Source organism: Amycolatopsis sp. cg9 (assembly GCF_041346945.1).
Classification (GTDB): Bacteria; Actinomycetota; Actinomycetes; order Mycobacteriales; family Pseudonocardiaceae; genus Amycolatopsis.
Genome location: NZ_CP166850.1, coordinates 2,986,778 through 3,009,751, shown reverse-complemented (window position 1 = coordinate 3,009,751; position 22,974 = coordinate 2,986,778). Strand labels below are relative to the sequence as shown.

Annotated in this window: 23 protein-coding genes and 3 tRNA genes; 10 read left to right on the top strand and 16 right to left on the bottom strand. The window is 70.0% G+C overall.

The genetic code is table 11. The features are described 5' to 3' along the window. Nucleotides 1-74: 74 nt before the first annotated feature. Entirely contained in the window at nt 75-1,397 is a 1,323-nt protein-coding gene (locus AB5J73_RS14340; protein ID WP_370970204.1) for a nucleobase:cation symporter-2 family protein, read from the top strand. Here the strand turns inward: AB5J73_RS14340 and AB5J73_RS14335 are convergent. Next, the gene (locus AB5J73_RS14335; protein WP_370970203.1) at nt 1,348-1,923 is read right to left on the bottom strand and encodes a TetR/AcrR family transcriptional regulator; all 576 of its coding nucleotides are present in this window, start codon (nt 1,921-1,923) and stop codon (nt 1,348-1,350) included. The genes AB5J73_RS14340 and AB5J73_RS14335 overlap by 50 nt on opposite strands. An 87-nt stretch (nt 1,924-2,010) precedes the next feature. On the opposite strand from AB5J73_RS14335, the gene AB5J73_RS14330 reads away from it, so the two are divergent. Then, a complete protein-coding gene (locus AB5J73_RS14330; protein ID WP_370970202.1) occupies nt 2,011-2,457 on the top strand; it encodes a pyridoxamine 5'-phosphate oxidase family protein in 447 nt (148 codons plus the stop codon). On the opposite strand, the gene AB5J73_RS14325 is transcribed toward AB5J73_RS14330, so the two are convergent. Next, nucleotides 2,458-2,976 carry a hypothetical protein gene (locus AB5J73_RS14325; protein WP_370970201.1) on the bottom strand — a complete coding sequence of 173 codons (519 nt, stop codon included), beginning with the start codon at nt 2,974-2,976 and terminating at the stop codon, nt 2,458-2,460. 169 nt (nt 2,977-3,145) lie between these two features. Here AB5J73_RS14325 and AB5J73_RS14320 point away from each other — a divergent pair, with 169 nt between their 5' ends. Then, a complete protein-coding gene (locus AB5J73_RS14320) occupies nt 3,146-3,874 on the top strand; it encodes a rhomboid-like protein (protein WP_370970200.1) in 729 nt (242 codons plus the stop codon). 40 nt (nt 3,875-3,914) lie between these two features. Beyond that, nucleotides 3,915-6,236, top strand: a complete 2,322-nt coding sequence (locus AB5J73_RS14315; RefSeq protein WP_370970199.1) for an EAL domain-containing protein — start codon at nt 3,915-3,917, stop codon at nt 6,234-6,236. On the opposite strand, the gene AB5J73_RS14310 is transcribed toward AB5J73_RS14315, so the two are convergent. The 11 genes from AB5J73_RS14310 to AB5J73_RS14260 all read right to left on the bottom strand — a co-directional run bounded on the left by AB5J73_RS14310 (nt 6,230) and on the right by AB5J73_RS14260 (nt 13,062). Next, entirely contained in the window at nt 6,230-7,015 is a 786-nt protein-coding gene (locus AB5J73_RS14310; protein WP_370970198.1) for an arylamine N-acetyltransferase, read from the bottom strand. The genes AB5J73_RS14315 and AB5J73_RS14310 overlap by 7 nt on opposite strands. A 33-nt stretch (nt 7,016-7,048) precedes the next feature. Then, entirely contained in the window at nt 7,049-7,399 is a 351-nt protein-coding gene (locus AB5J73_RS14305; protein ID WP_370970197.1) for a YciI family protein, read from the bottom strand. Nucleotides 7,400-7,519: 120 nt separating this feature from the next. Further along, nucleotides 7,520-8,914: a hypothetical protein gene (locus tag AB5J73_RS14300; RefSeq protein WP_370970196.1), complete on the bottom strand. Its 1,395-nt coding sequence runs from the start codon at nt 8,912-8,914 to the stop codon at nt 7,520-7,522. A gap of 606 nt (nt 8,915-9,520) precedes the next feature. Beyond that, complete coding sequence (locus tag AB5J73_RS14295; protein ID WP_370970195.1) at nt 9,521-10,102, bottom strand: class I SAM-dependent methyltransferase; 582 nt, start codon at nt 10,100-10,102, stop codon at nt 9,521-9,523. Nucleotides 10,103-10,145: 43 nt separating this feature from the next. Further along, the gene (locus AB5J73_RS14290; protein WP_370970194.1) at nt 10,146-10,484 is read right to left on the bottom strand and encodes a tyrosine-type recombinase/integrase; all 339 of its coding nucleotides are present in this window, start codon (nt 10,482-10,484) and stop codon (nt 10,146-10,148) included. A gap of 264 nt (nt 10,485-10,748) precedes the next feature. Further along, nucleotides 10,749-11,150 (bottom strand): hypothetical protein, encoded by a 402-nt coding sequence (locus tag AB5J73_RS14285; RefSeq protein WP_370970193.1) that lies wholly within the window; start codon nt 11,148-11,150, stop codon nt 10,749-10,751. A gap of 361 nt (nt 11,151-11,511) precedes the next feature. Further along, nucleotides 11,512-11,585: transfer RNA gene (locus AB5J73_RS14280), tRNA-Phe, on the bottom strand. 31 nt (nt 11,586-11,616) lie between these two features. Continuing rightward, nucleotides 11,617-11,690 (bottom strand) — tRNA-Asp (locus tag AB5J73_RS14275). 21 nt (nt 11,691-11,711) lie between these two features. Beyond that, nucleotides 11,712-11,784, bottom strand: a tRNA-Glu gene (locus AB5J73_RS14270). A 99-nt stretch (nt 11,785-11,883) separates the two neighbouring features. Further along, nucleotides 11,884-12,657: a hypothetical protein gene (locus AB5J73_RS14265; protein ID WP_370970192.1), complete on the bottom strand. Its 774-nt coding sequence runs from the start codon at nt 12,655-12,657 to the stop codon at nt 11,884-11,886. A 150-nt stretch (nt 12,658-12,807) separates the two neighbouring features. Beyond that, complete coding sequence (locus AB5J73_RS14260) at nt 12,808-13,062, bottom strand: hypothetical protein (RefSeq protein WP_086860904.1); 255 nt, start codon at nt 13,060-13,062, stop codon at nt 12,808-12,810. Nucleotides 13,063-13,729: 667 nt separating this feature from the next. On the opposite strand from AB5J73_RS14260, the gene AB5J73_RS14255 reads away from it, so the two are divergent. Further along, nucleotides 13,730-14,164: a hypothetical protein gene (locus tag AB5J73_RS14255; protein WP_247015575.1), complete on the top strand. Its 435-nt coding sequence runs from the start codon at nt 13,730-13,732 to the stop codon at nt 14,162-14,164. 89 nt (nt 14,165-14,253) lie between these two features. On the opposite strand, the gene AB5J73_RS14250 is transcribed toward AB5J73_RS14255, so the two are convergent. Continuing rightward, nucleotides 14,254-14,457, bottom strand: a complete 204-nt coding sequence (locus tag AB5J73_RS14250; RefSeq protein ID WP_003097368.1) for a cold-shock protein — start codon at nt 14,455-14,457, stop codon at nt 14,254-14,256. A gap of 457 nt (nt 14,458-14,914) precedes the next feature. Here AB5J73_RS14250 and AB5J73_RS14245 point away from each other — a divergent pair, with 457 nt between their 5' ends. The 4 genes from AB5J73_RS14245 to AB5J73_RS14230 all read left to right on the top strand — a co-directional run bounded on the left by AB5J73_RS14245 (nt 14,915) and on the right by AB5J73_RS14230 (nt 17,739). Then, complete coding sequence (locus AB5J73_RS14245) at nt 14,915-16,126, top strand: Ig-like domain-containing protein (protein ID WP_370970191.1); 1,212 nt, start codon at nt 14,915-14,917, stop codon at nt 16,124-16,126. Nucleotides 16,127-16,407: 281 nt separating this feature from the next. After that, nucleotides 16,408-16,710, top strand: coding sequence for a hypothetical protein (locus tag AB5J73_RS14240; protein WP_370970190.1), 303 nt, complete (start codon nt 16,408-16,410; stop codon nt 16,708-16,710). Nucleotides 16,711-16,714: 4 nt separating this feature from the next. Beyond that, nucleotides 16,715-17,266 (top strand): SigE family RNA polymerase sigma factor, encoded by a 552-nt coding sequence (locus AB5J73_RS14235; RefSeq protein WP_370970189.1) that lies wholly within the window; start codon nt 16,715-16,717, stop codon nt 17,264-17,266. Nucleotides 17,267-17,271: 5 nt separating this feature from the next. Further along, nucleotides 17,272-17,739 (top strand): hypothetical protein, encoded by a 468-nt coding sequence (locus AB5J73_RS14230; RefSeq protein WP_370970188.1) that lies wholly within the window; start codon nt 17,272-17,274, stop codon nt 17,737-17,739. Between the two features lie 340 nt (nt 17,740-18,079). On the opposite strand, the gene AB5J73_RS14225 is transcribed toward AB5J73_RS14230, so the two are convergent. Next, on the bottom strand, nt 18,080-19,414 hold the full coding sequence (locus AB5J73_RS14225; RefSeq protein WP_370970187.1) for an MFS transporter: 1,335 nt from the start codon (nt 19,412-19,414) through the stop codon (nt 18,080-18,082). A 237-nt stretch (nt 19,415-19,651) separates the two neighbouring features. Between AB5J73_RS14225 and AB5J73_RS14220 the strand changes: the two genes are divergently transcribed. After that, entirely contained in the window at nt 19,652-20,245 is a 594-nt protein-coding gene (locus AB5J73_RS14220) for a PaaI family thioesterase (protein ID WP_247015589.1), read from the top strand. A gap of 38 nt (nt 20,246-20,283) precedes the next feature. On the opposite strand, the gene AB5J73_RS14215 is transcribed toward AB5J73_RS14220, so the two are convergent. Next, nucleotides 20,284-22,944 (bottom strand): tetratricopeptide repeat protein, encoded by a 2,661-nt coding sequence (locus AB5J73_RS14215; RefSeq protein WP_370970186.1) that lies wholly within the window; start codon nt 22,942-22,944, stop codon nt 20,284-20,286. Nucleotides 22,945-22,974: the final 30 nt, after the last annotated feature.

Below are 22,974 nucleotides of genomic sequence, written 5' to 3'. Positions count from 1 at the left end.
CAAGATCATGACACCCGGGTCTTGCCACCGTCACGCGCACCGCGTTGGCTGTCCACCGCGGAAAGGGGCTGTGCATGACGAAACACCCGGTAGACGAGGTCCTGCCCGCCGGCAGGCTGGCGCTGCTCGGCCTGCAGCACATGTCGATCATGTACGCCGGTGCCGTCGCGGTGCCGCTGATCGTCGGCAGCGCGCTGAAGCTGGACCCGGCGACGATCGGCCTGCTCGTCAACGCCGATCTGCTCGTGGCGGGCATCGCGACGCTGATCCAGGCGGTCGGCGTCGGGAAGCTGCTCGGCATCAGGCTGCCGGTGGTGGCGGGCGCGACGTTCAGCGTCGTCAACCCGATGATCCTCATCGCCTCGCAGTACGGCCTGCCCGCGGTCTACGGCGCGATGCTGGCGTCCGGCGTCTTCGGGCTGCTCATCGCCAGACCCTTTGCGAAGCTGATCCGGTTCTTCCCGCCGCTGGTCACCGGGACGCTGCTGCTCGTCATCGGCGTCTCGCTGCTCGGCCCGGGCGCGGGCCTGATCGCGGGCAACGACCCGGACGCGCCGGATTACGCGGCTCTGTCGCACCTCCTGCTCGCGTTCGGCGTGCTCGCGCTGCTGGTGCTGTTCACGCGGGTGCTGCGCGGCTTCTTCAACCAGATCGGGCCGCTGCTGGCGCTCGCGATCGGGCTGGTCGCCGCGATCCCGATGGGGCTGGTGCACTGGGACGGCCTCGGCGCGGCGAGCTGGTTCGGGCTCGCGTCGCCGTTCCACTTCGGGGCACCGACGTTCCCGGTCGCCGCGGTCCTGTCGATGTGCGTGGTCATGCTGGTGACGTTCACCGAGTCGACCGCGGACATGATCGCCGTCGGCGAGATCACCGGGCGGCCGCCGACCGACTCCGACCTCGCGCGCGGCCTGGCCACGGACGGCTTCTCGGCGGTGCTCGGCGGTGTGCTGAACTCCTTCCCCGACACGGCGTTCGCGCAGAACGTCGGCCTGGTCCGGATGACCGGTGTCCGCAGCCGCTGGGTGGTCGCGGTGACCGGCGGGATCCTGGTGCTGATGGGCCTGGTGCCGAAGATCGGCGCGTTCATCGCGGCGATCCCGCAGCCGGTGGTCGGCGGGGTCGCGGTCGTGATGTTCGCGATGGTCGCCGCGGTGGGCGCGCAGAACCTGAAGAAGGTCGAGTTCTCCGGCAACCACAACACGTTCATCGTCGCGGTCGCCCTCGGCGTCGGGCTGCTGCCGGCGTTCGCGCCGAAGATCTTCCAGCACTTCCCCGCGTGGCTGCAGACGATCTGCGGCAGCTCGATCACGGTGGCGGCGGTGCTGGCGTTCGCGCTGAACCTGCTGTTCAACCACCTCGGCCGGCGGGCGGAGCCGGATCTGCTGGAAGCGCCGTGAGCAGCCGCTCGACGAGCTGAGCGCCGGTGCCCGGCTCGACCGGGCGGCGGAACAACACGCGCAGGTAGAGCGGGGCCAGTACGAAGTCGAGGACTTCGTCGACCGACGGCACCGGCTCGCCCCGCGCTTCGGCCCTGTCCAGCGCTTCCTGGAGGTCTTCGCCGCGGGCCTGCAGGTACTCGAGCGGCTTTTCCTCCGGGCCCAGCGTCGCGACCAGCGCACGCAGCAGGATCTGGCCGCGCGGGTCACGCATGGCGCGTTCGACCCCCGCGGCCCAGCCGAGCAGGTCGCCGCGCAGCGAACCGGTGTCCGGGATCGGCGACGTCGAGCGCAGGCGCGTCACGGCCGCGTCGAGGAGCAGGTTGTCGCGCCCGCCCCAGCGCCGGTAGATGCTCGTCGGGTTCACCCCGGCCCGTTCGGCGATCTTCGGGATGGCCGCGTCGATCTCCCCCGCGGCGAGGAGCTCGATCACGGCGTCGTGCACGGCATCGCGGACACGGGCGCTGCGGCCGCCGGGTCGGGTCATCAACCCATCCTAAAGCAATTATGCTTGCTTTAGTGGCCGACCTGCGCCTATCGTTAAAGCAAACAAAGTGGCTTTAGGGAGACTTAGATGGCCCGCAAGATGACCCGCGAAGAGCGTGAAGCGTTCCTCGCCGAGCCGCGCGTCGGCGTGCTGAGCGTCGCCGGTGAGCCCGGCCGCGCACCGCTGACCACGCCGATCTGGTACCGCTACGAGCCGGGCGGTGACGTCCTCGTGATGACCTCGCCCGGCCTGCGCAAGACCCGGCTGATCGAGGCGGCCGGCCGGTTCGCGCTGTGCGTCCAGGAGCAGGAGGGCGTCTACAAGTACGTCTCGGTCGAGGGCCCGGTGGTGAAGACGTGGCCGATGACCAAGGCGGAGCGCACCGAGGTCGCCGCTCGTTACCTGCCGCCAGGTGTGAGCGAGGCCTACACCGACGCGACGGACGGCACCCACGGGAACAACATTGCGATCGTGATGCGCCCGGAGCACTGGAACACGTCGGACTTCAGCGACATCGCGGAAAAGCTGGCGTGATCACCAGCAGATGATCAGGATGCACGTCGGCCGCGGCGGGGCCGGGGCCGTCGAGTGCGGCGGCTGCTGCCCACCGGGGACCGTGGTGGTCGGGGTGGTCGGCGTGGCCGAGCCGGACGGGTCGCCGCTGGTCGGGGTGGTGGTCGGCGTCGTGGGATCGGTGCTGGTCTCGGTGGCCGGGGACCGGCCGGGCACCTCGGTGACGGTCTCCCGGGGCACGCCGACGCCGGGGACGACGTCGCCGCCGCCGGTGCCGCCCTCCGGCGGCGAGTCCGTGGCCTGGCCGGCGCCGCCCAGCCCGGTGGTGCGCTGCGGGAACGGGATCACCTGGATCTGGTCGACCGCCGACGCGTCCGGCGTACCCTTGCCGCCGAGCCCGACCAGCACCGCGGCGGCGCCGCAGCCGATGACGACGGCGAGCATCACCGCGAGCACGCGCCACCGCGACTGCCCCGGTCCCGCGCGTTCGCCCCAGCCCTCGCGCACGAGCAGCTCGGCGACCGATACCTCGTCGTTCACCCCGAAAGACCTTCCCGAGAGGCCTTTCGGCCTAGATCGTGGCCGTATTTTTACCGCACAAGCCACCCAAATGGGTGAGGAACTGGTAAAAATCTCTTTCCCGTCGCGAGATCTGACGGTGAGTGACAACCACAGCGTTTTCTAAGCTGGCACTGGTGATACTCCCAGCATGACCGGCGAAGCTCAGTCCATGCTGCTGAAAGCCGGACGGCCGGTCCCCGCGATCGCCGTCCCCCGTCGCTTCAGCGCACGCCAGTTCGTCCGGTTCGTCCCGAATCCGAAGGCGACGCCCTTCACGTTCGGCTACCTGGTCCTCCTGCTCGGCACGACGCTGGTGCTCAAGTTCGCCGACCCCGCGGTGACCGAGCGGCTGCTCCGGCTGTCCAGCACGGACGCCCACAACCTCTGGCGGCGGCCGCTGACGTCGCTGCTGACCAGCGCGCTGTGGCTCTCCGACGAAGGCTGGCTCGCCTACGTCGTGATCTTCGCGATCGCCGTCGCCCCGCTGGAACGCCGGTTCGGCGCCCGCCGCGCGGCGACCGTCTTCTTCTCCGGGCACGTGCTCGCCACCCTCGTCACCGAGCTGCCGGTGATGGCGTTGATCAGCGCGCACGTCCTGCCGGCCTCGGCCGGGCACTGGCTCGACATCGGCGTCAGCTACGGCTTCTTCACCACGGCCGGCGCGCTGGTGTTCCTGCTGCGCGGCCGGGCGCGGCTCCTCGCGCTGGCGGCGGTGGAGGCGTTCGTCGCGGTGATCTGGCTCGGCGACGACCCGGCGAGCCTCGATTCGGTCGTCACGCTGCTCGGCCACGCGTTCGCCGCGCACTTCGGGCTGCTGTTCTGGGGTCCGCGGCTGCGGACCGCGGCGGGTAGGCAGGCGTCGGAGTCGGTGGTGTAATCGACGGGCCACGGCCGCGAAGCACGGGGGACGGACGCTCATGGAGGCTGACTCGCTCACCGAGCTGGTCGAGCTGAGTCCGGACGCGATCTGCGTCCACGAGCACGGCGTCCTCACCTACGCCAACCGGGCCGCGCTCGAAACGTTCGCCGCGCGCGGCGCCGCCGACGTCGTCGGGCGCCGGTTCGCCGAGTTCGTCGCCGAGGATTCGCTGGCCGAGCTGGCCGGGAAGGTCGACGGGCTCACCGAGCCCGGGCAGGCGAGCGAGCCCGTCGAAGCGCTGATGTCCCGGCTCGACGGGAGCAAGTTCGCCGTCGAAACCGTCGTGGTGCGCCTCCGGGGCGCTGCCGCGTACCAGGTCGTCATGCGGGACATCACGGCGAAGAAGGCGGCCGCGGACGCCCTCCGCTACCAGGCCGCGCTGGTTTCGCACGTCAGCGACGCCTTGATCGCGACCACCGGCGAAGGCGTCGTGACCAGCTGGAACCCGGCCGCCGAAGCGGTGTACGGCTGGACCGCGGCCGAAGCCGTCGGGCGGCGCGCGAGCGAGCTGGTCGGCGCGCAGCTGGACCTGGCGGCCGTCCGGCGCGGCGGCGGGGTCGCCGAGGCGGTGCACCGGCGGCGGGACGGCGCTCCCCTCGCGGTCCGCGTTTCGGCAGCTGGGATGAACGACGGCTACGTGCTCGTCTGCGCCGACGAGACCGCGCGGCGGCGGGCCGAGCAGAACTACCGCACGGTCGTCGCGTCGCTCGACGAAGGCGTGCTGGTGATGGGCCCGACCGGGCTGATCGAGGCGGCGAACCCGGCGGCGTGCCGGATCCTCGGCGTTCCCGAGCCCGACCTGATCGGCGTCCCGTGCCACACGCTGGTGCTGTTCACCGAGTCCGGGCACTGGATCCCGCCGGACGAGATGCCGTCGGTGCAGTCCCGGCGGACCGGTGTCACGCACAACGGCCTGGTCGTGCGCCTGCGCCGGCCGGACGGGCGGGACGTCTGGGTGTCGCTGACGTCGCGGCTGCTCGACCCGGACGACCCGACCACGCGGGCCGTCGTCACGACGTTCACCGACATCACCGAGACCCGCGCGATCAGCGCGCGGCTGGCCCACGACGCCACCCACGACCCGCTCACCCGGCTGGCGAACCGGACGCTGGTCCTCGACCGGCTCGACGTCCGCGGGCGCGGCGCGCTCACGGTGCTGTTCCTCGACCTGGACAAGTTCAAGGTCATCAACGACTCGCTCGGGCACTCGGTCGGCGACCAGGTGCTGCGGATCGTCGGCGAGCGCCTGCGCCGCAGCTCCGGGCGGGAGGACCTGGTCGGCCGGCTCGGCGGCGACGAGTTCGTCGTCGTCACCGGCGAAGTCACCGAGCCCACCGAGGTCCGCGCGCTGGCCGAACACCTGCGGGCCGCGCTGGCCGAGCCGATCGGCGTGCTCGGCAGGCAGCTGCACCTCGACGCCAGCATCGGCGTCGTCCTCGTCGGCGGCGCCGACCGCCGCAGCGCCGAGGACCTGCTGCGCGACGCGGACGTCGCGATGTACCAGGCGAAGACGCTCGGGCGGGGGCGCCACCACTTCTTCGACGTCGACCTGCGCAAGCGCATGCAGCGGCGGCTGCGGATGGAGCAGGACCTGCGCGACGCGGTCCACGACGGCCAGCTCTGGCCCGCCTACCAGCCGGTCGTCGACCTGCGGACCGGCGAAATGGTCGCGGTCGAGGCGCTGCTGCGCTGGACGCACCCCCGGCAGGGCGCGATCTCGCCCGCGGAGTTCATCCCGCTCGCCGAGGAAAGCGACCTGATCAACGTGATCGGCAAGGCGATGCTGCGCGCGACGACCCGGGAACTGGCCGCGCGGCGCACGGGCGGGCTGGACCTGACGCTGAAGGTGAACCTGTCGGCCCGTCAGCTCGACGACCCGCACCTGGTGCCCGCGGTCCAGGACGCGCTGGCCAGCACCGGTCTCCCGGCCGGCGCGCTGTGCCTGGAGGTCACCGAAAGCGCGTTGATGCGCGACCAGGAAGCGGCCGCGGGCGTGCTGGCCTCCCTGCGGTCGCTGGGTGTGCTGCTGGCGATCGACGACTTCGGCACCGGCTATTCGTCGCTCGCCCAGTTGCGGCGGCTGACGCTGGACACGCTGAAGATCGACCGCTCGTTCATCACCGGGATCGCCGAATCCCGCGACGCGGCGGCGATCGTCACGAGCATCATCGCGATGGCCCACGCCGTGGACCTGACGGTGATCGCCGAGGGCGTCGAATCCGCGGAGCAGGTGGACCTGCTCCGGTCGCTGGGGTGCGACCAGGCGCAGGGCTACCACCTCGGCCGCCCGGTCGCGGCGGCCGAACTGTTCGGTCAGTAGGACTTCAGGAGCCGCGCGAGCTCGTCCGCGGTCAGCTCGACGCCGAGGTCCTTGAGGGTGGCGTCGAGTTCGTCGGGCGCGACCGTGGTGGTTTCGCTGTGGCCACCGGGTTTTTCGACGGTGAGCTCACGGCCGAGGAGCCGCCGGCTGACTCCCGGTTCGAGCGTCATGATCACGAGCCGTCCGGTGAACGGCGACTTCGGGTGCGTGGACGTGTAGTGGTGGTAGACCTCGTAGTCGATGGGGTGCATCCCGTTGAGCCGGAACTCGAGGATGTCGGCACCGTCCTTCTGCAGCGTCCACCAGTCACCGTTGCGGACGAGCCGCTGCGGCCAGCCGGCCTGGTCGACTTCGGCGCCGTCCACGAGCGGCATGGGGTCGAGGATCCCGGCCCCATACCCGACGTCGGCGAGGAAGCTGCGGCCGTCGACGTCCACGACGAGCGTCATGTGCGTGTACGGCCCGGGCCGCCGCGGCTGCACGCGCGCGGACAGCCGGTGCACGGTGTACCCGAGCTGTTCGAGGACGGCGGCGAAGAGGCCACTCTGTTCGTAGCAGTAGCCGCCCCGCCGCCGCCCGACGAGCTTGGCGCTCACGACGTCGAGCGAAATCCCTTGGTGCTGCCCGAGAACGACGTCGACGTTCTCGAACGGGATGGCGCCGACGTGCGCCCGCATGAGCTCCCGCAGCGCCGCTTCGGACGGCGGGCGCCGCTGCTGCCCGGTGCGCGCCAGGTAAGCGTCGAGATCGACGGCGTCGATGCCCCATTCATCGGTCATGGGCCCAGCCTGCACCCTCGACCTTGATCGAGGTCAACCCTCGTGCACGACCTTCCGGACTTCGACGGCGGTGTACTGGGCGTCCGGGATCTTCGCGGCCAGCTCGACCGCCCGCGCTTCGCTCTCGACGTCGACGACGTAGTAGCCGCAGAGGAAGGCTTCGGAAGCGACGAAGCCGCCGTCCGCGGTGTGCGCCACGCCGTTCTTCACGGTGACGGTCTTGGTCTCGGCCGGTTCGGCGAGCGCTTTGGTCTCGACCATCTCGCCGGAGCCGGTGACGAGCTTGATGAACTCGCCGTGTCCTTCGTAGACACCGTTCTTCTGGTCGTCGGTGAGGGTGGCCCAGAGGGTGGGGTTCATGTGGAGGGTCAGGAGGTAGCGCATGTCGTCTCCCCGGTTCGGGCGGCGGCCCCTCGCGGGCTGCCTTGCGCCGGTGGGTCGGTGCTATTCCCCCGGTCCGGACATCCGACTTGGCGGTTCACTCGTTCGGCCTAACCGGGCCTGTTACGCGAGACCCAGCGCGGCCAGCACCTTCCGCACGGCTTCCACGACCGGGGCACCGACCTCGCCCGCGAAGGTGGCCACACCGAGGATCTTCTTGGCCGCGCGCTTGAGGAGCCCCGGCTCGCTCTTGCCGTCGACGATCACCGCGTGCGCTTCGTCGATCTCCGCGGCCTCGTCCGCGTCGAGCCGGGGTTTCATCAGCTCGATCGCCTCGGCGAGTTCGCGGAGTGCGTCCTCTTTCCCGCCGACCGTCCAGGTGTTGCCTTCGACCTTGTTGTCCCGGCCGATCACGCTGTTCGACACCGGGGCGCTGATCTCGTACTTGTCGTTGCTGCTCATGTCGATGACCCTCTTGTCGACGTAGGTGATCCTGATGTGGTTCCTGGTCGTGCTTTCCGGCAGCCGCGCGGTTCGCTCGATCAGCAGGTCCAGGCTTTTGAGGATGCCTTTGCTCTGCCCCAGCAGTTCCGAGCGCAGGCCGCGGAGAACAGCCGGGGAGGCCAGTTCTTCGCAGTTCCCGGCGAAGGCGAGTGCGGACGACTGGTCGAAGCCGCCCCGCTCCTTCGGAACCAGGATTTTCAGCTGGGCGGCGAGGAAGCTCTTCAGCTTTTCTTCCGAGAAGACTTCCGGCGCGCTGTTCCAGGCCCGGATGACCCCGCGCAGCGATTCCCGCTCGGCGTGCAGCCGCCAGAGGTTCCCGCGGATCTGCCGGGCTCTCGCCCGGTCCGCGACGACGCCGGTGACCACCGACCAGACGGGGATGATCTTCGAACCGGACTCCACCTGGTAGCCGTGGACGGAAGTGCTGTCGGAACGCCGGCTCCGCAGGTCCCAGTGCGGGCGCGCGGAGGGTTCCACCAGCACCGCGGGGAGACCACCGGCCACCAGGTCGCCCGGCGCCCCGGTCCCGAAGGACTTGGCCGTCGACACCTGGAGGAATCGCCTGGCCAGAGCTTTCCCGCTGTCGCCGAGCGGCCGGCCGGCCCCCTCGGGAGCCGAGCGCACCTTCACCGAGAGGCAGTCCCGCGCGATGTCCCGCAGGGCTTCCACGGTCAGCGGGCCGCGGCGGCGATCGTCGATTTCGAACCCGAAGTCGAGCCGGGCGGAGACGCCGGACGAATAGAGCCGGCGGAACACCGGGGTGATCCGCCTGCCGTCGCGAAGCGAGGGCGGTTCCGCGTCGACGAACCGGACGAAGTTCTTCGCGTCGCAGAAGGCCCTTTCCCCGGACCAGTCGGAAATGCCCCCGCGCCGCCGATCCCGGATCGGGCCGGCGTCCCGCACGAACTCGTCGTCGCTGACCGGATCCGGCCAATGCGGAGAAGCCAGCCGCCCGGTGGGAAATGAAGCCAGCAACCGGAGATCGACCAGCGGCAGTTGCACGACGACGAGCATGAACCCGTTTCCCCGGCGGAAATTGTCCCCGACGGCCCGAGTTTAGGGCAGAACGATCCCCTCGTCGAACGTAATGGGGATCGCCGCCCAGAAGGCGGCCGGGAGGGCCGATCCCGGGTTTCCGGGTCTCGCCCTGCCACGCCCTTCCACCGGCACCTACCGGCACGGGTCGCAGCCGACTCCTGCACTCACCCTCCCCCGCGTGAGGGGCAACCCCCTCACGCACAAGGATGGATTCCTCGAGCAGCTCGCGGCCCCCGAGGACGCTCGTCGCGCGCGACGAGAGTTGTCAGCCTACCCGTCCTGCACCGGGTAGTGGATGACGATCGCCCCGCCGGTGGCGTAGTTGGCGACGTCGGCAGCCACCTGCCGGCCTTGCGGAGACGCCCTGGCCGCGGTCATCGCCGCAGCGTCAGCGAACTCGGGCTCGGAGTACAGGACCACCAGCAAGACGGCTTCTTCGAACGGTGGCCAGGGCCGGGGTCGAACCGGCGACCTTCCGCTTTTCAGGCGCAGACGCTTCCGCAGTTCACGGGGGTTGCACTGCGGCCACGTGCAACCCTCGTGCAACATCCCGCCCCCTTGAAACCGGTGCTTGGGGACCGTTCAAGTCCGGCTGACAAGCAGGTACCGCTCGTCTTCGATCGGACCGCCCCACAGAGTGGGGTCGTCCAGTGGGGTCACCGTCGCGTCCTCTCGACGAGCACGCACGAGTCGTTCGCACTCGTCCGCCGAGACCCCTGCCCCGGTGAACCAGCGACCTTCGACGAGCACCAGACGACCACCCGGCTTCAGGAGGCGCACCCAGCTGCCCAGCGCGGCGGCCGGATCGGGCATTGCCCACAGCACGTGCCGCGCGAGGACGACGTCATACGCGCCCGGCGAGCACGAGGGATTGGAGGCGTCACCCTCGTGAAGTCCGAGGCTCACGCCTGCCGCTTCGGCCTTCTCCTTGGCTACGGCGAGCATCCGGCTGGAAAGATCCACGCCGTCCACGGCGTACCCGGCCTGGGCCAACAGGACGGCGAGGCTGCCCGTCCCGCAACCAAGGTCGACCACCGTGGCGGGAGCCGTCGGCATCAGTGGCAGAAGGAGATCGGACCACGCTGCCCGCGTCGACGGGTCTCGCAGGCCATGATCCGGCTGATCGTCGAACGATGCCGCCTCGGCATCCCAGATCTCTTTCATACGCTCCGTCACAATCGCATCCTCTCAGCGACCACCGACACTTTCAGTGCTTGACGACGATCGACTTGGGCAGCTTGGCAGCGTCCCCACGTGTAGCGAGCTTGCTCAACTCGGCAGCCACCTCCTTGTCTCGCCCTTCAACCGCGTGGAGGTACCGCAGCGACGCAGCAGCAGACGAGTGCCCGAGCCGCTTCTTCAAGTCGGCCAGCGTCGCCCCAGCGCTCGCCGCGAGCGTCTGGCCGGTGTGCCGCAGGTCGTGGAAGCTGACCCCGATGCCAACCTTCACACGAGCCCGGACGAACGTCTGGTAGACCGCGTTGCCGTTCATCGGCCGCCCGTCCTGCCCGACGAAGAACCGCTCCCGACCGGCCCACTCCTTCATTGTGGTCCCGGAGGTACGGCATGACGTGCGGAGGAACCGGCACCGGCCGACGCCCCGCGTCCGTCTTGGGGTCCTTGTCGTACTTCTTTGGGCTCTCCAGAAGTTCCACGCGGTTCTTCCGCACCCAAACGACGTGATCGGCCAGGTCGACGTCCTCCACGACCTGCTTGGGCGTGGCAATCCCCCGTTCCTTCGCCTTGTCGGAGCCCGCGCCGGGGATCTGAAACGGGTTGACCGCGATCGCCCCGTCGTGCTTCGCCGAGTTCATGACGGCCCGGAGGAACCGGTACGACTGAGCGATGGACGTTTTCCCGCCTGGCCGGCTAGCGCTTTGGCGTACCAGCTCCGGACCACGGGTGGAGTGATCGCGATCAGCGGCTTGTCCAGCAGCTCGACCATGTGGAGTCGCATGTTCCGCCGACACGTCTCCCGGCCGAGCTTGTCGTCCAGCCAAGCCCCCTTGGCGAGGTCGGCCTCAACTCCGACCAGCCAGCGGTCCGCATCCGTCTTCGTCCGGAAGGTGTTCGGCGCGTGCTGACGCTGACTGTTCGGCCCGATGAACGACGCCTGGAACTGACCGGACGGCAGCTTGCGCACGGAGCCAACCCGGCGACGACCTTGTTTCTTCGCCATCACGCCACCGCCCGGCCGGCCGACCAGTCCCATCGCGCGTGGAGTTTGGCCCTGCTCAACGCCGATGCTCTCGGGTGCCGCGTTCTGCACTCTACGGCCGCAGCAGCGAGCCCACGCAAGATCGATGACCGGTTCGGGCGAAGCAGCTAGCCAACGGACTAAGCGTCTACGCCCGGAACGACGACAGGTAGGTGGAGGCCGATCCCTCGCAGGTCGCCTGCGGATGCGGCGAGGGCCACAGCGGGCAAGCCGGATGACGCCGCGAGTTTCGAGATTGCCAAGCCCGCCATGCAGCATACGTGCAACTAGCGACGGCCAACCAAGGCCAACGGCGGCCACGGCCAAGATACAAGAAAGCCGCCTTGACCGGAGTCAAGACGGCTTCTTCGAACGGTGGCCAGGGCCGGGGTCGAACCGGCGACCTTCCGCTTTTCAGGCGGACGCTCGTACCAACTGAGCTACCTGGCCGGGAACGCCGGCGAGGATCCGAACGATCTTGCGACCCTGACGGGACTCGAACCCGCGACCTTCGCCGTGACAGGGCGACGCGCTAACCAACTGCGCCACAGGGCCTTGCGTTACTACTGTACTGCGTACTCCCAACGGGATTCGAACCCGCGTTGCCGCCTTGAAAGGGCGGAGTCCTAGGCCGCTGAACGATGGGAGCCCGGCCGGTTTCGGGTGACCGACCGACCGCGCTCTCAGGTCCCCCTGGGAGCGATTACAAGCATAGGGCACGCCGCCACCGCTTTGCACAGGGGGTTCCTTAAGCCCCTGACGGGGCTGGGACCTGCGCAAACGCCGCGAGTTCCGCCAACCGGCGCTCAAGCTCGGCGCGCTCGCCTTCGGACAGCTCGGACGCCAGCAGTTCGTCGATCCGCGCGTCGGTGATCGCCTCGGCGTCGCGCCGGCGGTCGCGAAGGTCCGGTTTGCGCTCCGCCGCGGCGACGAGCGCGTCGGCCGCGTCCTCCGGCCACGCGGTGCGCAGCAGCCGCGCGCGCCCGCCCTCGGGGTCGGCGACCACCGCCTCGGGCACCGTCACACCCAGCGCGCGCAGCGCGGCGAAGTGCAGGCCGCCGCGCAGCTCGCGGAAGACCATCAGCGCGAAGCCGAGGCGTTCGGCGTCGCCCTCGGGCCGCTCGGCGTTCTTCCAGCCGGCGAACAGCGCCAGCCCGCTGGCGTCCGCGGCGTCGACCACGCGGAACAAGAGCTCGGCCAGGCGTCCGGGTTCCGGTACGGCCGAAAGGTTGACACGCGACCACCGCGCCGATGACTCCGAGTAGGCGCAGACGGCGGCGGGTGCGTCGATGGCCGCCGTCGCCGCCGGCAGGACGAAGTCGAACAGCCAGTGCGGGAAGATGCCGAACAGCTCCGCGGCCACCTTCGGCGGCACGTCCCCGAGCACCGCCGACCGCCCCCGCAGGTACAGCGACCGCGGCGGCAGCCCGGCCTCCGCCTCGACCGCCGCCAGCTCCGGCGAAGTCATGAACTTGCCCCCGAGCACCTGGACCACCGACCGGATCCGGTTCGCCGTCGTCATGTCCGTTCCCCTTTCGACCCAGCCAACGTAACACTGTTACGAAACCCGCGTCAAAGAACCGGGAACGACCCGCCAATTACCCCCCAGAAAGACGTCCAACCTGCGAGAACATCACGGGAAGGGTCCGGCACCCACACCGGACCCACCGGCTCACCGCTGAACCGGCGCCTGCCCGTCGTCGTCGAGGTTCAACCCCAGCATTTCAAGCAACTGAACACAGTCCTCGACCCCCAACGCCCCGGCCGCGACCGCCAGCCGAGCCCGCCGAACCTGATCATCGGACACCCGCTGCGCATCACCCGCCCCACTGCGCTGCGCCGGCAACGCCCCGGCGAACGGAGCACTCCCCCCATCGGCACCTTCGTACCGAAGGAGGAACTGCCGCACTTCAACAGACCCGCTCATAGCTCCTCCACACGGCTCACAACAGCTTGGCCGCGAGGCTAACCAGCGCCGGCCGCCACACACAGCCCCCCGGAGAGTGAACCTGAGGCCACGCTCCGCTCAACGCAGCGCAATCGGCAAGGCAGGAGAAGAGCACCACCCGAACGAACGTCACCCACCGCGAAGTGACACCCAGCGCGGAAATTTCCCGCTCTCCACTCGCCCTCCCCACCAAGTCGTGCAACAATCGAAGTGCTGACACACCCCCGGTCAGCGCCTGTGGAGATCCCCTCCGACCCCCGCGTTCCTCCCCCTGGCGCGGGGGTCCTCCATTTCTGGGCCTGCTCGGGCTTCGCCCTTCGCTTCGGCCCATTCATTCCGGTGTATTGCCCGGGGGCCGAGCCCCCGGAGCCCCCACGGTGCCTTCGGTTCGGCCTGGCGGGGTGGTTCGCCTCGGGCGCTGGGCGCCCTGGCTGGGTCCGCACATCGTTCCGGAGGTAGTTCGGCGGCGGATCACACGGGTTTTCTTGATCGATTCGCTCGGTTATTGGCTGGTTGCACTCTGTCTTGAATTGGGTGGTCGGGATTGCGCTGATTGGGGGGTGGTTGCTCTGAATGGGGAAATTCGGGGGCGTGTCGTGGCTCACAGTGGTTTGTGTGGTGAGACCTAACCGTTATCGTGGCTGGCGTGCCTCTTCCCTCCCTTGGCCGCTTGAGCAGCCGGACGAACCTCAAAGCCGCGTCCTCCGGACGCCATCGTGGTGCCGCGAAGCCTGCGGACGACGGTGTCGTCGAGGACAAGGAACTCACCTCCTACCTCGCCGCGCTGGCGCCCGATGCCGACAACGAGAGCACCGGGACCGGCAAGCGCTTCGGCGAGGCGCAGGTCATCCAGCTCCGGATGAGCCTCATCGCCAACCAGCAGCTGAAGGACATCGCCGCCGAGCGGGACATCTCGCCGCAGGCGCTCGCTCAGGAGTGGATCCTCGAGCGGCTCAACTGGGAAGGCCAGGCGGCCTCCCTGCAGGACCAGCGCCAGCAGACCGGTGACCTCACCGACCTCACCGACGAGTTCCACTTCCCCGCCGACGCCTTCGAAGCGCCGGCCCTCGGACGGCGCTGAGTCCCCCAGCACCCCATGAGAAAGGGCCCCCGGCGAACGAATCGCCGGGGGCCCTTCACTCAGGCCTTAAGAACGCAGAGGGCCTGTTGTCAGATCGCGCGGACCTTCTGGGCCTGCGGGCCCTTCTGACCCTGGCCGACCTCGAACTCCACTCGCTGGTTCTCTTCGAGGGTGCGGAAGCCACGACCCTCGATCTCCGAGTAGTGAACGAAAACGTCGCCTTCGCCGCCGTCCTGCGCGATGAAGCCGAAGCCCTTCTCCGCGTTGAACCACTTCACAGTGCCTTGCGCCACCGCTGTACTCCTCGTTACACAGATCCGCTTCGAATGCCACCGAAGCGGCACCCCGACCGTCCCGGGCGGTTCCAACGAGACGAGTCAAGAGCGGGTCGGCTCCATGGCTCGCGTCAGAAGTTCCGCGAGTGTGAAGCCACGAACACGCAAAACGACGGCCTGAGAGCAGACTACCGGGATCTGGCCAAAGTTGAACCCCGTGATCGAGGCGAAAACCGGCTCTGCGCACCAAGGTCACCGGAACGTCGTAGGGCTCCCGCCCGGTTCCGTCGGACCCACCGGCTAGTCTGGCGCAGCACAGCGACACCGTGATCACCGGGTACGGCTTGGAGTCGCTCGTGCCCCCTCAGTGAAAGCCCGCGGCGATCATTGTGACCTTCGTCACGCGACTCTTGCTCAACGTCGGTGGCCCACGGGGCGTCTCGAAGGGGGGAGGCACCAAATGGGGCAAAGGGGAATGGGTGTGACGGTGAGGACTTCCACGCGGCGCCGGGGCGCGGCAGTGGCACTGGGCTTGGTCGCGGTGCTCGCGCTGGGGGCGTGCAGCAGCGAACCGACGGTCTCGGCGAGCGGCTCTTCGGGCGGGGGCCCGACGGCTTCTCCCGCGCCCAGCGCGCAGCCCGCGAAGCTGACGGTGACGCCGGCCGGTGGCGCGCAGGACGTGGCGCCGGGCGAGCCGGTGGGGGTCCAGGTCGCCGACGGCACCATCCTGTCGGTCACGCTGACGAACCCGGACGGCAAGCAGGTCCAGGGCCAGGCGTCGGCGGACAAGAAGAGCTGGAACACCACCGAGCAGCTCGGCTACGGCAAGACCTACACCTGGTCCGGCCAGGCGCAGGGCTCCGACGGGAAGAACGTCGCCATCGGGGGCGCGTTCACCACCGTCAAGCCGAAGCGCCAGCTGTCGGCGAGCCTGAACGTCGGTGACGGCCAGACGTACGGCATCGCGATGCCGATCGCGCTGACCTTCCCGAGCCGCGTCACCGACAAGGCCTCCGTCGAGAAGGCGCTGTCGGTCGAGACGACGCCGAAGACCGAGGGCTCGTGGGCCTGGCTGAACGGCGACACCTCGGTGCACTGGCGGCCGAAGGAGTACTTCAAGCCCAACACGCAGGTGAAGGTCAACGCCAAGATCTACGGCGTCAAGATCGGCGACGGCGTGTACGGCAAGCAGGACGTGTCGGCCAGCTTCGCGATCGGCCGCTCCCAGATCGTCAAGGGCAACACCACCCAGCACACCATGCAGGTGATCCGCGACGGCCAGCAGATCGCCGACTACCCGGTGAGCTACGGCCTCGACTCCGACCCGGGCCGCGTGACGCACAGCGGCGTGCACGTCGTGATGGGCAAGCAGGCCACGTACGCGATGAGCAACCCGAAGTACCACTACGAAAACGTCGTGGTGCCGTGGGCGGTCCGGATCTCCAACAACGGCGAGTTCATCCACGGGCTGGCGGCGTCGGTCTGGGCGCAGGGCAAGAAGAACGTCTCGCACGGCTGCCTGAACCTGTCGCCGGCGCGGGCGAAGGAGTACTACGACGGCGTGCTCACCGGTGACCCGGTGGAGATCACCGGCAGCACGCAGACGCTGACCGCCAAGGACGGCGACTACAGCGACTGGACCTACGACTGGGCGAGCTGGCAGAAGCTGTCGGCCCTCGCCGGCTGAGACCACTCAGGAGGACCGGGCGGCCGGGAAGTCCATCGCGGGCTTCCCGGCCGTTCGCGTTTCCGGCACCGGACGTCGTGAACGGCTCCCTCCCCTCACCTGCCGACCGGACGCCGGCAAAGTCGCGCTCGCCCACCGCGCCCGGTCCGCTCGCAACGCCCCCCGCCCGTCGCGCGTCCTCAAGATCAGCGAAATCCGGTGCAACCCCGGCGAAGCCCCACCGCATGACTACGGGCAGAGGCGCGACGATCCCGGTCGCGTCCGCGAGAAGAGGAGCTGTCTTGCGTATCCGCATCGCCCTGACCCTCGGCGCGCTCGTGCTCGCCGGTGGTGCCCTGTCCGGTGGCATCGCGCTGGCTTCGGACGCGCAGCCGCCGGCCCCGTCGGCGACCACCCGCCCGAACGAGCCGACCGTCGCCCCGGCGCCGCCGACCACCCGGCGGACCGAGCCGCCGTCCGCCGTTCCGGCGCCGCGCGAGACGACCCGGGCCGCCCGGCCGGCGCAGGCTCCGCGCGTTCCGCGTGCCGTGCCCGCGGGCCCGACCGGTGACCTGCACCTGCCGGCCATCGGGGTGACCCGGTAGCCAGGTGATCTCCCGCTCCCGTCCGTCGACCGGGCCGGGCTCGCCGTGGGACGGCGAGTTCGCCCGGTACTTCGGCGAGCGCGCGCACAGCCTGCGCTCGACCGCCTTCCTGCTCTGCGGGGACTGGCACCAGGCCGAGGACCTCACGCAGGCCGCGCTGCTCAAGCTGTACCTCGCCTGGCCGAGGCTGTCGCGCCACGACGCCTTGGACGCCTACGCCCGCAAGGTCGTGCTCCGCACGTTCCTGGCCGAGCACCGGCGCAGCAGGTGGAAGCGGGAGCGGCTCACCGACACCCCGCCGGAGCTCCCGGCGGAACCGGCCGCGAGCGACCAGGACGGGCTCGTCCGGCAAGCTCTGGCCGTACTGGCTCCGAAGCAGCGCGCCGTGCTGGTGCTGCGGTACTTCGAGGACCTGAGCGTCGAGGAGACGGCGAAGGCCCTCGGCTGCAGCACCGGCACGGTGAAGAGCCAGGCCTCCCGCGGCCTGGCGACGCTGCGCAACCGGCTCGGCCCGCACTACGCGCTGACCTTCAGCGCGACCACGGAGGGGAGGTGACGAACATGGACCCCGAAGACGACGTCCGCGCGTACCTGACCGGCGCGGCCGGCGGCCCGCCGCCGATGCGCCTCGAAGCCGCCGACGTGATCGAGCGCGGTGGCCGGGTCCGGCGACGGCGCAAGCGCCTCGCCGTGGCGAGCACCTCGGCCGCGACGGCGGTCGTCCTGGCGGTGGCCGGTTTCCTGGCCGGTCACCGCGCCGGGCCGGCCGAACCGGTGCAACCCGCCGGTCCGGGGCTGTCCACGATCGGCACCAGCGCCCCCGCCGAGCCGCCGACCACCGAGGTCCCGCCGACGTCGATCGCGCCGCCCACGGCCGAGCCGGGTCGCACGCCCGCGCGCGCGACGCGGGTGCCCCAGCCGCCGTCCGCGAGCCGTCCGACGCAGCGGACCCCGTCGGCCACCACCCGTCCCTCCTCGGAGCCGACGGAGACGGTCCCGGAACCACCGGTCGCGAGCACCACCCGCTAGCGTTTTCGCAGGTCGGGGTACGTGGTGTAGATCACCGTTTCATCGTGGGTTTCCGACGAAATACCCGGGCGGTCCGTGGCGATATGCCCTGTGGTGTTCCGATCGGACACCGGACATCTGCTCAGCCGGACGCGTCGCCGCCGGCCCGAGAACCCGAGGAGGAAGCACATGGTGTTCGCCGCACTCATCGTCGAAACCGGAATCGCTGTCGTTGTCGCGGGCGCGCTCGCCGCTTGGTCCCGCAAGCGCTTCACTCCTCGGAGCGACGCGAACTGACCTCAGCGAACACGTGTGCCCCGCCCGGTGATCCGGGCGGGGCACACGTCTGTCCGGCGGCCGCTCAGCGCTGAGCGGCCGCGGAGGCCAGCTTCCCGCCGGTGCCTTCGGTGTCGATCTCTTCCATCGGCACCTGCGACGTCTCCGGGATCTTGATGATCGGCAGGATCGCGATCAGCGCCGCCGCCATCAAGTAGTACGCCGGCCAGTCCTCGTTTCCGGTGCTCTTGATCAACGCCGTCACGATGACACCGCAGGTACCACCGAACAGCGACGTCGAGATGTTGTAGCCGATCGCGAACGAGCCGTAGCGCACCCGGGTCGGGAACATCGCCGGGAACGTCGAGCCGATCACGGCGAGCATGAACACCAGCAGGATCGCCACGATCAGGAACCCGACGAACAGCCACAGGATGCTGCCGGACTGCATCAGCTTGAGGCAGGGCCAGCTCAGCACCAGGAAGCCGATGGCCGCGGTGAGCAGCAGCGGTTTCCGGCCGATCCGGTCGGACAGGGCGCCGAGCGGGATGATGATCGCCATCTGGATGACTTCGACGGCGATGATGATCAGCGTCGACGTGTTGTCGTTGATCTTCAGCGTGTCCGTGAAGTACGTCGGCATCGTGGTCAGCAGCAGGTAGTCCGCGACGTTCAGCAGCAGGACGATGCCGATCAGGTTGAGGATCATCCGCCAGTTGCGGACGAAGATCTCCTTGAGCGGCGCCTTCTTCGGCGCCTCGCCCGCGGCCTCCATCCGGCGGAACTCGGGGGTGTCCTCGAGCTTGTTCCGCAGGTAGAGCCCGATCAGGCCGAGCGGCAGCGCGACGAAGAACGGGATCCGCCAGCCCCACGCGTCGACCTGGTCGGCCGACAGGGACAGCGTCACCGACAGCACCACGAGGTTGCCGAGCACGTAGCCGCCCAGCGTGCCGAGCTCGAGGAAGCTGCCGAAGAAGCCACGGCGCTTCGTCGGCGAGTACTCGGCGATGAACGTCGCCGCTCCGCCGTATTCACCGCCGGTCGAGAAGCCCTGGATGATCCGGAGCAGCAGGATCGCGATGGGGGCCGCGATGCCCATGCTGTAGCTGCCGGCGTACGTCGGCAGGACGCCGACCAGGAACGTGCAGCCGGACATCAGCAGGATCGTGATGGCGAGGACCCGCTTGCGGCCGAGCTTGTCGCCGAGCGGGCCGAAGAACGCCCCGCCGAACGGCCGCACGATGAACCCTACCGCCAGCAGCGCCAGTGACTTGAGGACCGCGTTGCCTTCCCCGGGGAAGAACAGCGTGCCGATGCTGGTGGCGATCGCGCCCGAGGTGAAGACGCCGTAGTCGTACCACTCGGTGGCGTTGCCCATGGCCGACGCCCAGACGGCGCGTTTGACGGTTCTCTCGTCCACTGACGGTTTGCCCGTCGTTGCTGCTGGTTCGCTCATGCCGGCGACGACCTCCTCCGCGCAGTGCCCATTGGGCCGTTCGAGCTCATCAGCCCAGTCTTGACCGGTCGTCGCAGGTCGGCAGTCTGAGCCGCGAAACTTCTACAGTGGGGAACTTTCCGGCTACTGAGAGATGTAGGTCCCCGGTATCCCGGCCGGGGCGAACGCGGCCGCGGCTTACCCGCCGGTTAACGTCAGCGCATGAGTCGTGTTTCTCAACCGTGGCCGCCGGTGGCGGTGGAGCCCGCGGTCCCGCACCCGAAGGCGCCGGCGCCGGGCACCGAGCTCGGCGTCCACTTCGCGGAGTGCTTCGGGTGCGGTGACGAGGCCGACGCCGGGCTGCACCTGCGCTCGACAGTCGGCGAGGGCCAGGTCGTGCGCTCGCGGTTCACCGTCACCGCGGCCCACCAGGGCGCGCCCGGGCTCGCCCACGGCGGCCTGCTGGCCTGCGCGTTCGACGAGGCGCTCGGCTCGGCGGTCGGCAACCTGATGCGCCGTCCGGCGGTCACCGGCAAGCTCGAGACGGACTTCCGCCGTCCGGTGCCGGTCGGGACGACGTTGTTCATCGAGACGCGGCTCGACGGCGTCGCCGGCCGCAAGATCTACGTCAGCGCGGACGGCCGCCTCGACGCCGAAGACGGCCAGATCGCGGTCAGCGCCCGCGCGCTGTTCGTCGTCGTCGGCTTCGAGCACTTCAGCACGCACGGCGACCCGCAGGCGCTGGAGAAGCTGGCCGAGCAGCACGCGAAGAACCAGCGCGCCCGCGAAGAGGGCGACTGGGAGATCAACCCCTGACCCGTCACTTTCGGTACGAAAGTGACGGGTCAGCCTGATCAGGTGAGGGTCCGGGGCCGGATCTCGTTGGCCCGGTCGACCAGCTCCACGCGCTGTTCGACCGTGCCCGCCAGCCGCGCGAGTGCCCGGTAGCAGCGCTCGAGGCCGAACCGCAGCTCACGTTCCTCGAGCGCGCACCCCAGCACCCGCGCGCCCGGCGTCGGCCGCCCCTGCTTGAGCCATTCGTGCGCGGCTTCGAGCACGTTCGCGGTGAGCCGGGTGCGGCGCTCGATGTCGAGGCGGAGCCGTTCGAGCCGGGCCGACGCGTCGAGCAGGTCGTGCTCGGTGACCGGGGTCTCGCGGCCCTTGGCCTTAGTGACCGTCGTCTTGATCTTGATCGCCGCGACCTGTGCGTCGACGTAGTGGGTGGACGACGGCGGCACGGTCTCGAGCACCTCGACCGCGCTGGAGCGCGCGCCCTGCGCCAGGTACACGCGGGCGAGGCCGAAGGCGGCGCTGACGTAGGTGCGGTCGGTCCGCCAGACCAGCTCGTAGAACCGCGCGGCGGCGAAGTAGTCGCCGACGCCTTCGGCGCTGATGCCGAGCGCGAGCTTCGGTGCCGCCTCGCCCGGCAGGTCGTCGTACACCGCTTCGAACGCGACGTGCGCGACCCGCGACCGGCCGCCGGCCAGCTCGATCAGGCCGCGGTACCAGTCGATGCGCCAGTCGTGCGGGAACCCGTTCTTGATCGCGAGGTACTGGGCGGCCTGCAGCTGCCGCTGTGCCTCCGCCAGCTCGCCCAGTTCGATCCGGGCGCGCACGATCCGCAACCGGACCTCGATCGACTCCCGCGGCGCGCCGGAGAGGGCCTCGATGGCGCCGCGCGGTTCGAGCGTCGTCGTCGTGGCCAGCACGCCCGCGGCCGGGTCGTCCGTGTCGACCTGCGGGATCGGCAGGCCGGCGACGACCTCGTCGGCGCCGGGCAGCGGCACGCTGGCGCCGGCCTCCGGCACCACCAGCTGGACGCCGAACGTGCGGATCTCCGGGCCGAACACCGTGGACGCGCCGGGCCGCGGCTTGCCGGTGCCGAGCGCCATGATCTCGCGCAGCACCCCGGTGAGCTGGTCGGCCATCTCCTCGGCGGAGAGGAACCGCCGGTCCGGGTCGGCGTGCGTCGCGCGCCGCAGGAACCGGTAGTACGAGCCGAAGAGCGCGAACAGCGGGACCGCGTCCGGGCCGGGCAGCGTCGTCTTGAACTTGGTGGTGTAGCCGGTGAACTCGAAGCTCAGCACGGCGAGCGTGCGCCCGACGGTGAACAGGTCCGACGCGATCGACGCGCCCTGCGTCGGCAGTTCCGGCGCGCTGTAGCCGGTGGTGAAGAACAGCGGGCTCTCGTAGTCGTCGGTGCGGCGGACCGCGCCCAGGTCGATCAGCTTCAGCTGCTCGTTGGTCTGGATGACGTTGTCCGGCTTGAGGTCGCAGTAGAGCAAGCCCTGGCTGTGCAGGTACCCCATGGCGGGCAGGATCTCCAGCCCGTACGCGATGACCTGGCCGATCGGCAGCGGCTCCGGGCGGCGGCTTTCCCGGTGGTGCGCCAGCGCGAGCTGCCGCAGCGACTGGCCGCCGACGTACTCCATGACGATGTAGCCGACGGTGGTGCCGCTGTGCGCGTCCGGGTGCTGCACGAAGTTGTGGATCTTGACGATGTTCGGGTGCTCGACCTCGGCCAGGAACCGCTGTTCGTTGGCCGCGGCCGCCATCGCCGTCGCGTCACCGGTGTCGATCAGTCCTTTGAGGACGACCCAGCGGTCGCTGACGTTGTGGTCCTGCGCCAGGTAGATCCAGCCGAGCCCGCCGTAGGCGATCGCACCGAGCACTTCGTACTGGCCGCCTACGAGTTCGTGCGGCTGCAGCTTCGGGAGGAACGAGAACGGCGTGGCGCAGTTCTCGCACTTCCCTTCCGGGGAACCGGGTTTGCCGTCCTTGCCGCGCCCGACCTTCGCGGCGCAGTTGCCGCAGAAGCGCTTTTCCTCCGACACCACCGGGTTCGTCAGCACCGCCGACGCGGGATCGCGCGCGGGCACCGGCGGGACCTCGACCAGTCCGGCGCCGAGGCGGCCGCGGCGCGAGCGCGACGTCCGCGACGACGTCCGCCGCGAGGTGCCGGGGAACGAGCCGGACCGGGAGTCCGAGCCGCTGCCGGTTCCCGTGCCGGTGCCGGTTCCGGTGTGCCGTCCTTCGCTGCTGCGCTCGGGCAGCACGCTTTCGGTGCCCGGGTCCGGCAGCGGGGTGCCGGGACCCGTGTCCGGCCGCGGCACCGGCGGCATGATGCTCTGGGTTTCCGGCGCCGGCGAAGCGAGCACGCTCGTCAGCTGCGGCTCGTCGGGCTGCGGCGGGCGGACGGCCTGCGTGGGCACCGGCTGGACCGGCGGCAGGACGGGGTTCATGCTGCCGGGCGGCTTGGTCGGGTCGTCCGCGCCCGGGATCGGCGCGCCGCGCGGCGGCGTCGGCGGGCGGCGCACGGGCGCGTGGAAGACGGTCTCCTCGCCGCGGGGCGGCCCGGGGCGGGACGGCTCGCCGTCGTCGAGGCGGCCCGAGATCGACGGCTCCGGTGTCTCCCACCGCACCGGTGGCGGCGGCTGCCAGCTGCTGCCCGGCGTGGCCGGCTGCGGTTCGTCGTCCGGCGCGGCGTGCCGAGGACGGCGCGGTTCCTCCGACACTGCTACCTCCCAGATCCCCGGCGACGTGCG

Coding starts and splice junctions, on each gene's coding strand:
- AB5J73_RS14330 (WP_370970202.1), top strand. CDS start 2,011: ATGGCCCGCAAGATGACCCGCGAAGAGCGTGAAGCGTTCCTCGCCGAG.
- AB5J73_RS14290 (WP_370970194.1), bottom strand. CDS start 10,484: ATGAAGGAGTGGGCCGGTCGGGAGCGGTTCTTCGTCGGGCAGGACGGG.
- AB5J73_RS14265 (WP_370970192.1), bottom strand. CDS start 12,657: ATGACGACGGCGAACCGGATCCGGTCGGTGGTCCAGGTGCTCGGGGGC.
- AB5J73_RS14300 (WP_370970196.1), bottom strand. CDS start 8,914: ATGCTCGTCGTCGTGCAACTGCCGCTGGTCGATCTCCGGTTGCTGGCT.
- AB5J73_RS14305 (WP_370970197.1), bottom strand. CDS start 7,399: ATGCGCTACCTCCTGACCCTCCACATGAACCCCACCCTCTGGGCCACC.
- AB5J73_RS14320 (WP_370970200.1), top strand. CDS start 3,146: ATGACCGGCGAAGCTCAGTCCATGCTGCTGAAAGCCGGACGGCCGGTC.
- AB5J73_RS14245 (WP_370970191.1), top strand. CDS start 14,915: ATGGGTGTGACGGTGAGGACTTCCACGCGGCGCCGGGGCGCGGCAGTG.
- AB5J73_RS14315 (WP_370970199.1), top strand. CDS start 3,915: ATGGAGGCTGACTCGCTCACCGAGCTGGTCGAGCTGAGTCCGGACGCG.
- AB5J73_RS14295 (WP_370970195.1), bottom strand. CDS start 10,102: ATGAAAGAGATCTGGGATGCCGAGGCGGCATCGTTCGACGATCAGCCG.
- AB5J73_RS14260 (WP_086860904.1), bottom strand. CDS start 13,062: ATGAGCGGGTCTGTTGAAGTGCGGCAGTTCCTCCTTCGGTACGAAGGT.
- AB5J73_RS14340 (WP_370970204.1), top strand. CDS start 75: ATGACGAAACACCCGGTAGACGAGGTCCTGCCCGCCGGCAGGCTGGCG.
- AB5J73_RS14285 (WP_370970193.1), bottom strand. CDS start 11,150: ATGGGACTGGTCGGCCGGCCGGGCGGTGGCGTGATGGCGAAGAAACAA.
- AB5J73_RS14335 (WP_370970203.1), bottom strand. CDS start 1,923: ATGACCCGACCCGGCGGCCGCAGCGCCCGTGTCCGCGATGCCGTGCAC.
- AB5J73_RS14220 (WP_247015589.1), top strand. CDS start 19,652: ATGAGTCGTGTTTCTCAACCGTGGCCGCCGGTGGCGGTGGAGCCCGCG.
- AB5J73_RS14230 (WP_370970188.1), top strand. CDS start 17,272: ATGGACCCCGAAGACGACGTCCGCGCGTACCTGACCGGCGCGGCCGGC.
- AB5J73_RS14310 (WP_370970198.1), bottom strand. CDS start 7,015: ATGACCGATGAATGGGGCATCGACGCCGTCGATCTCGACGCTTACCTG.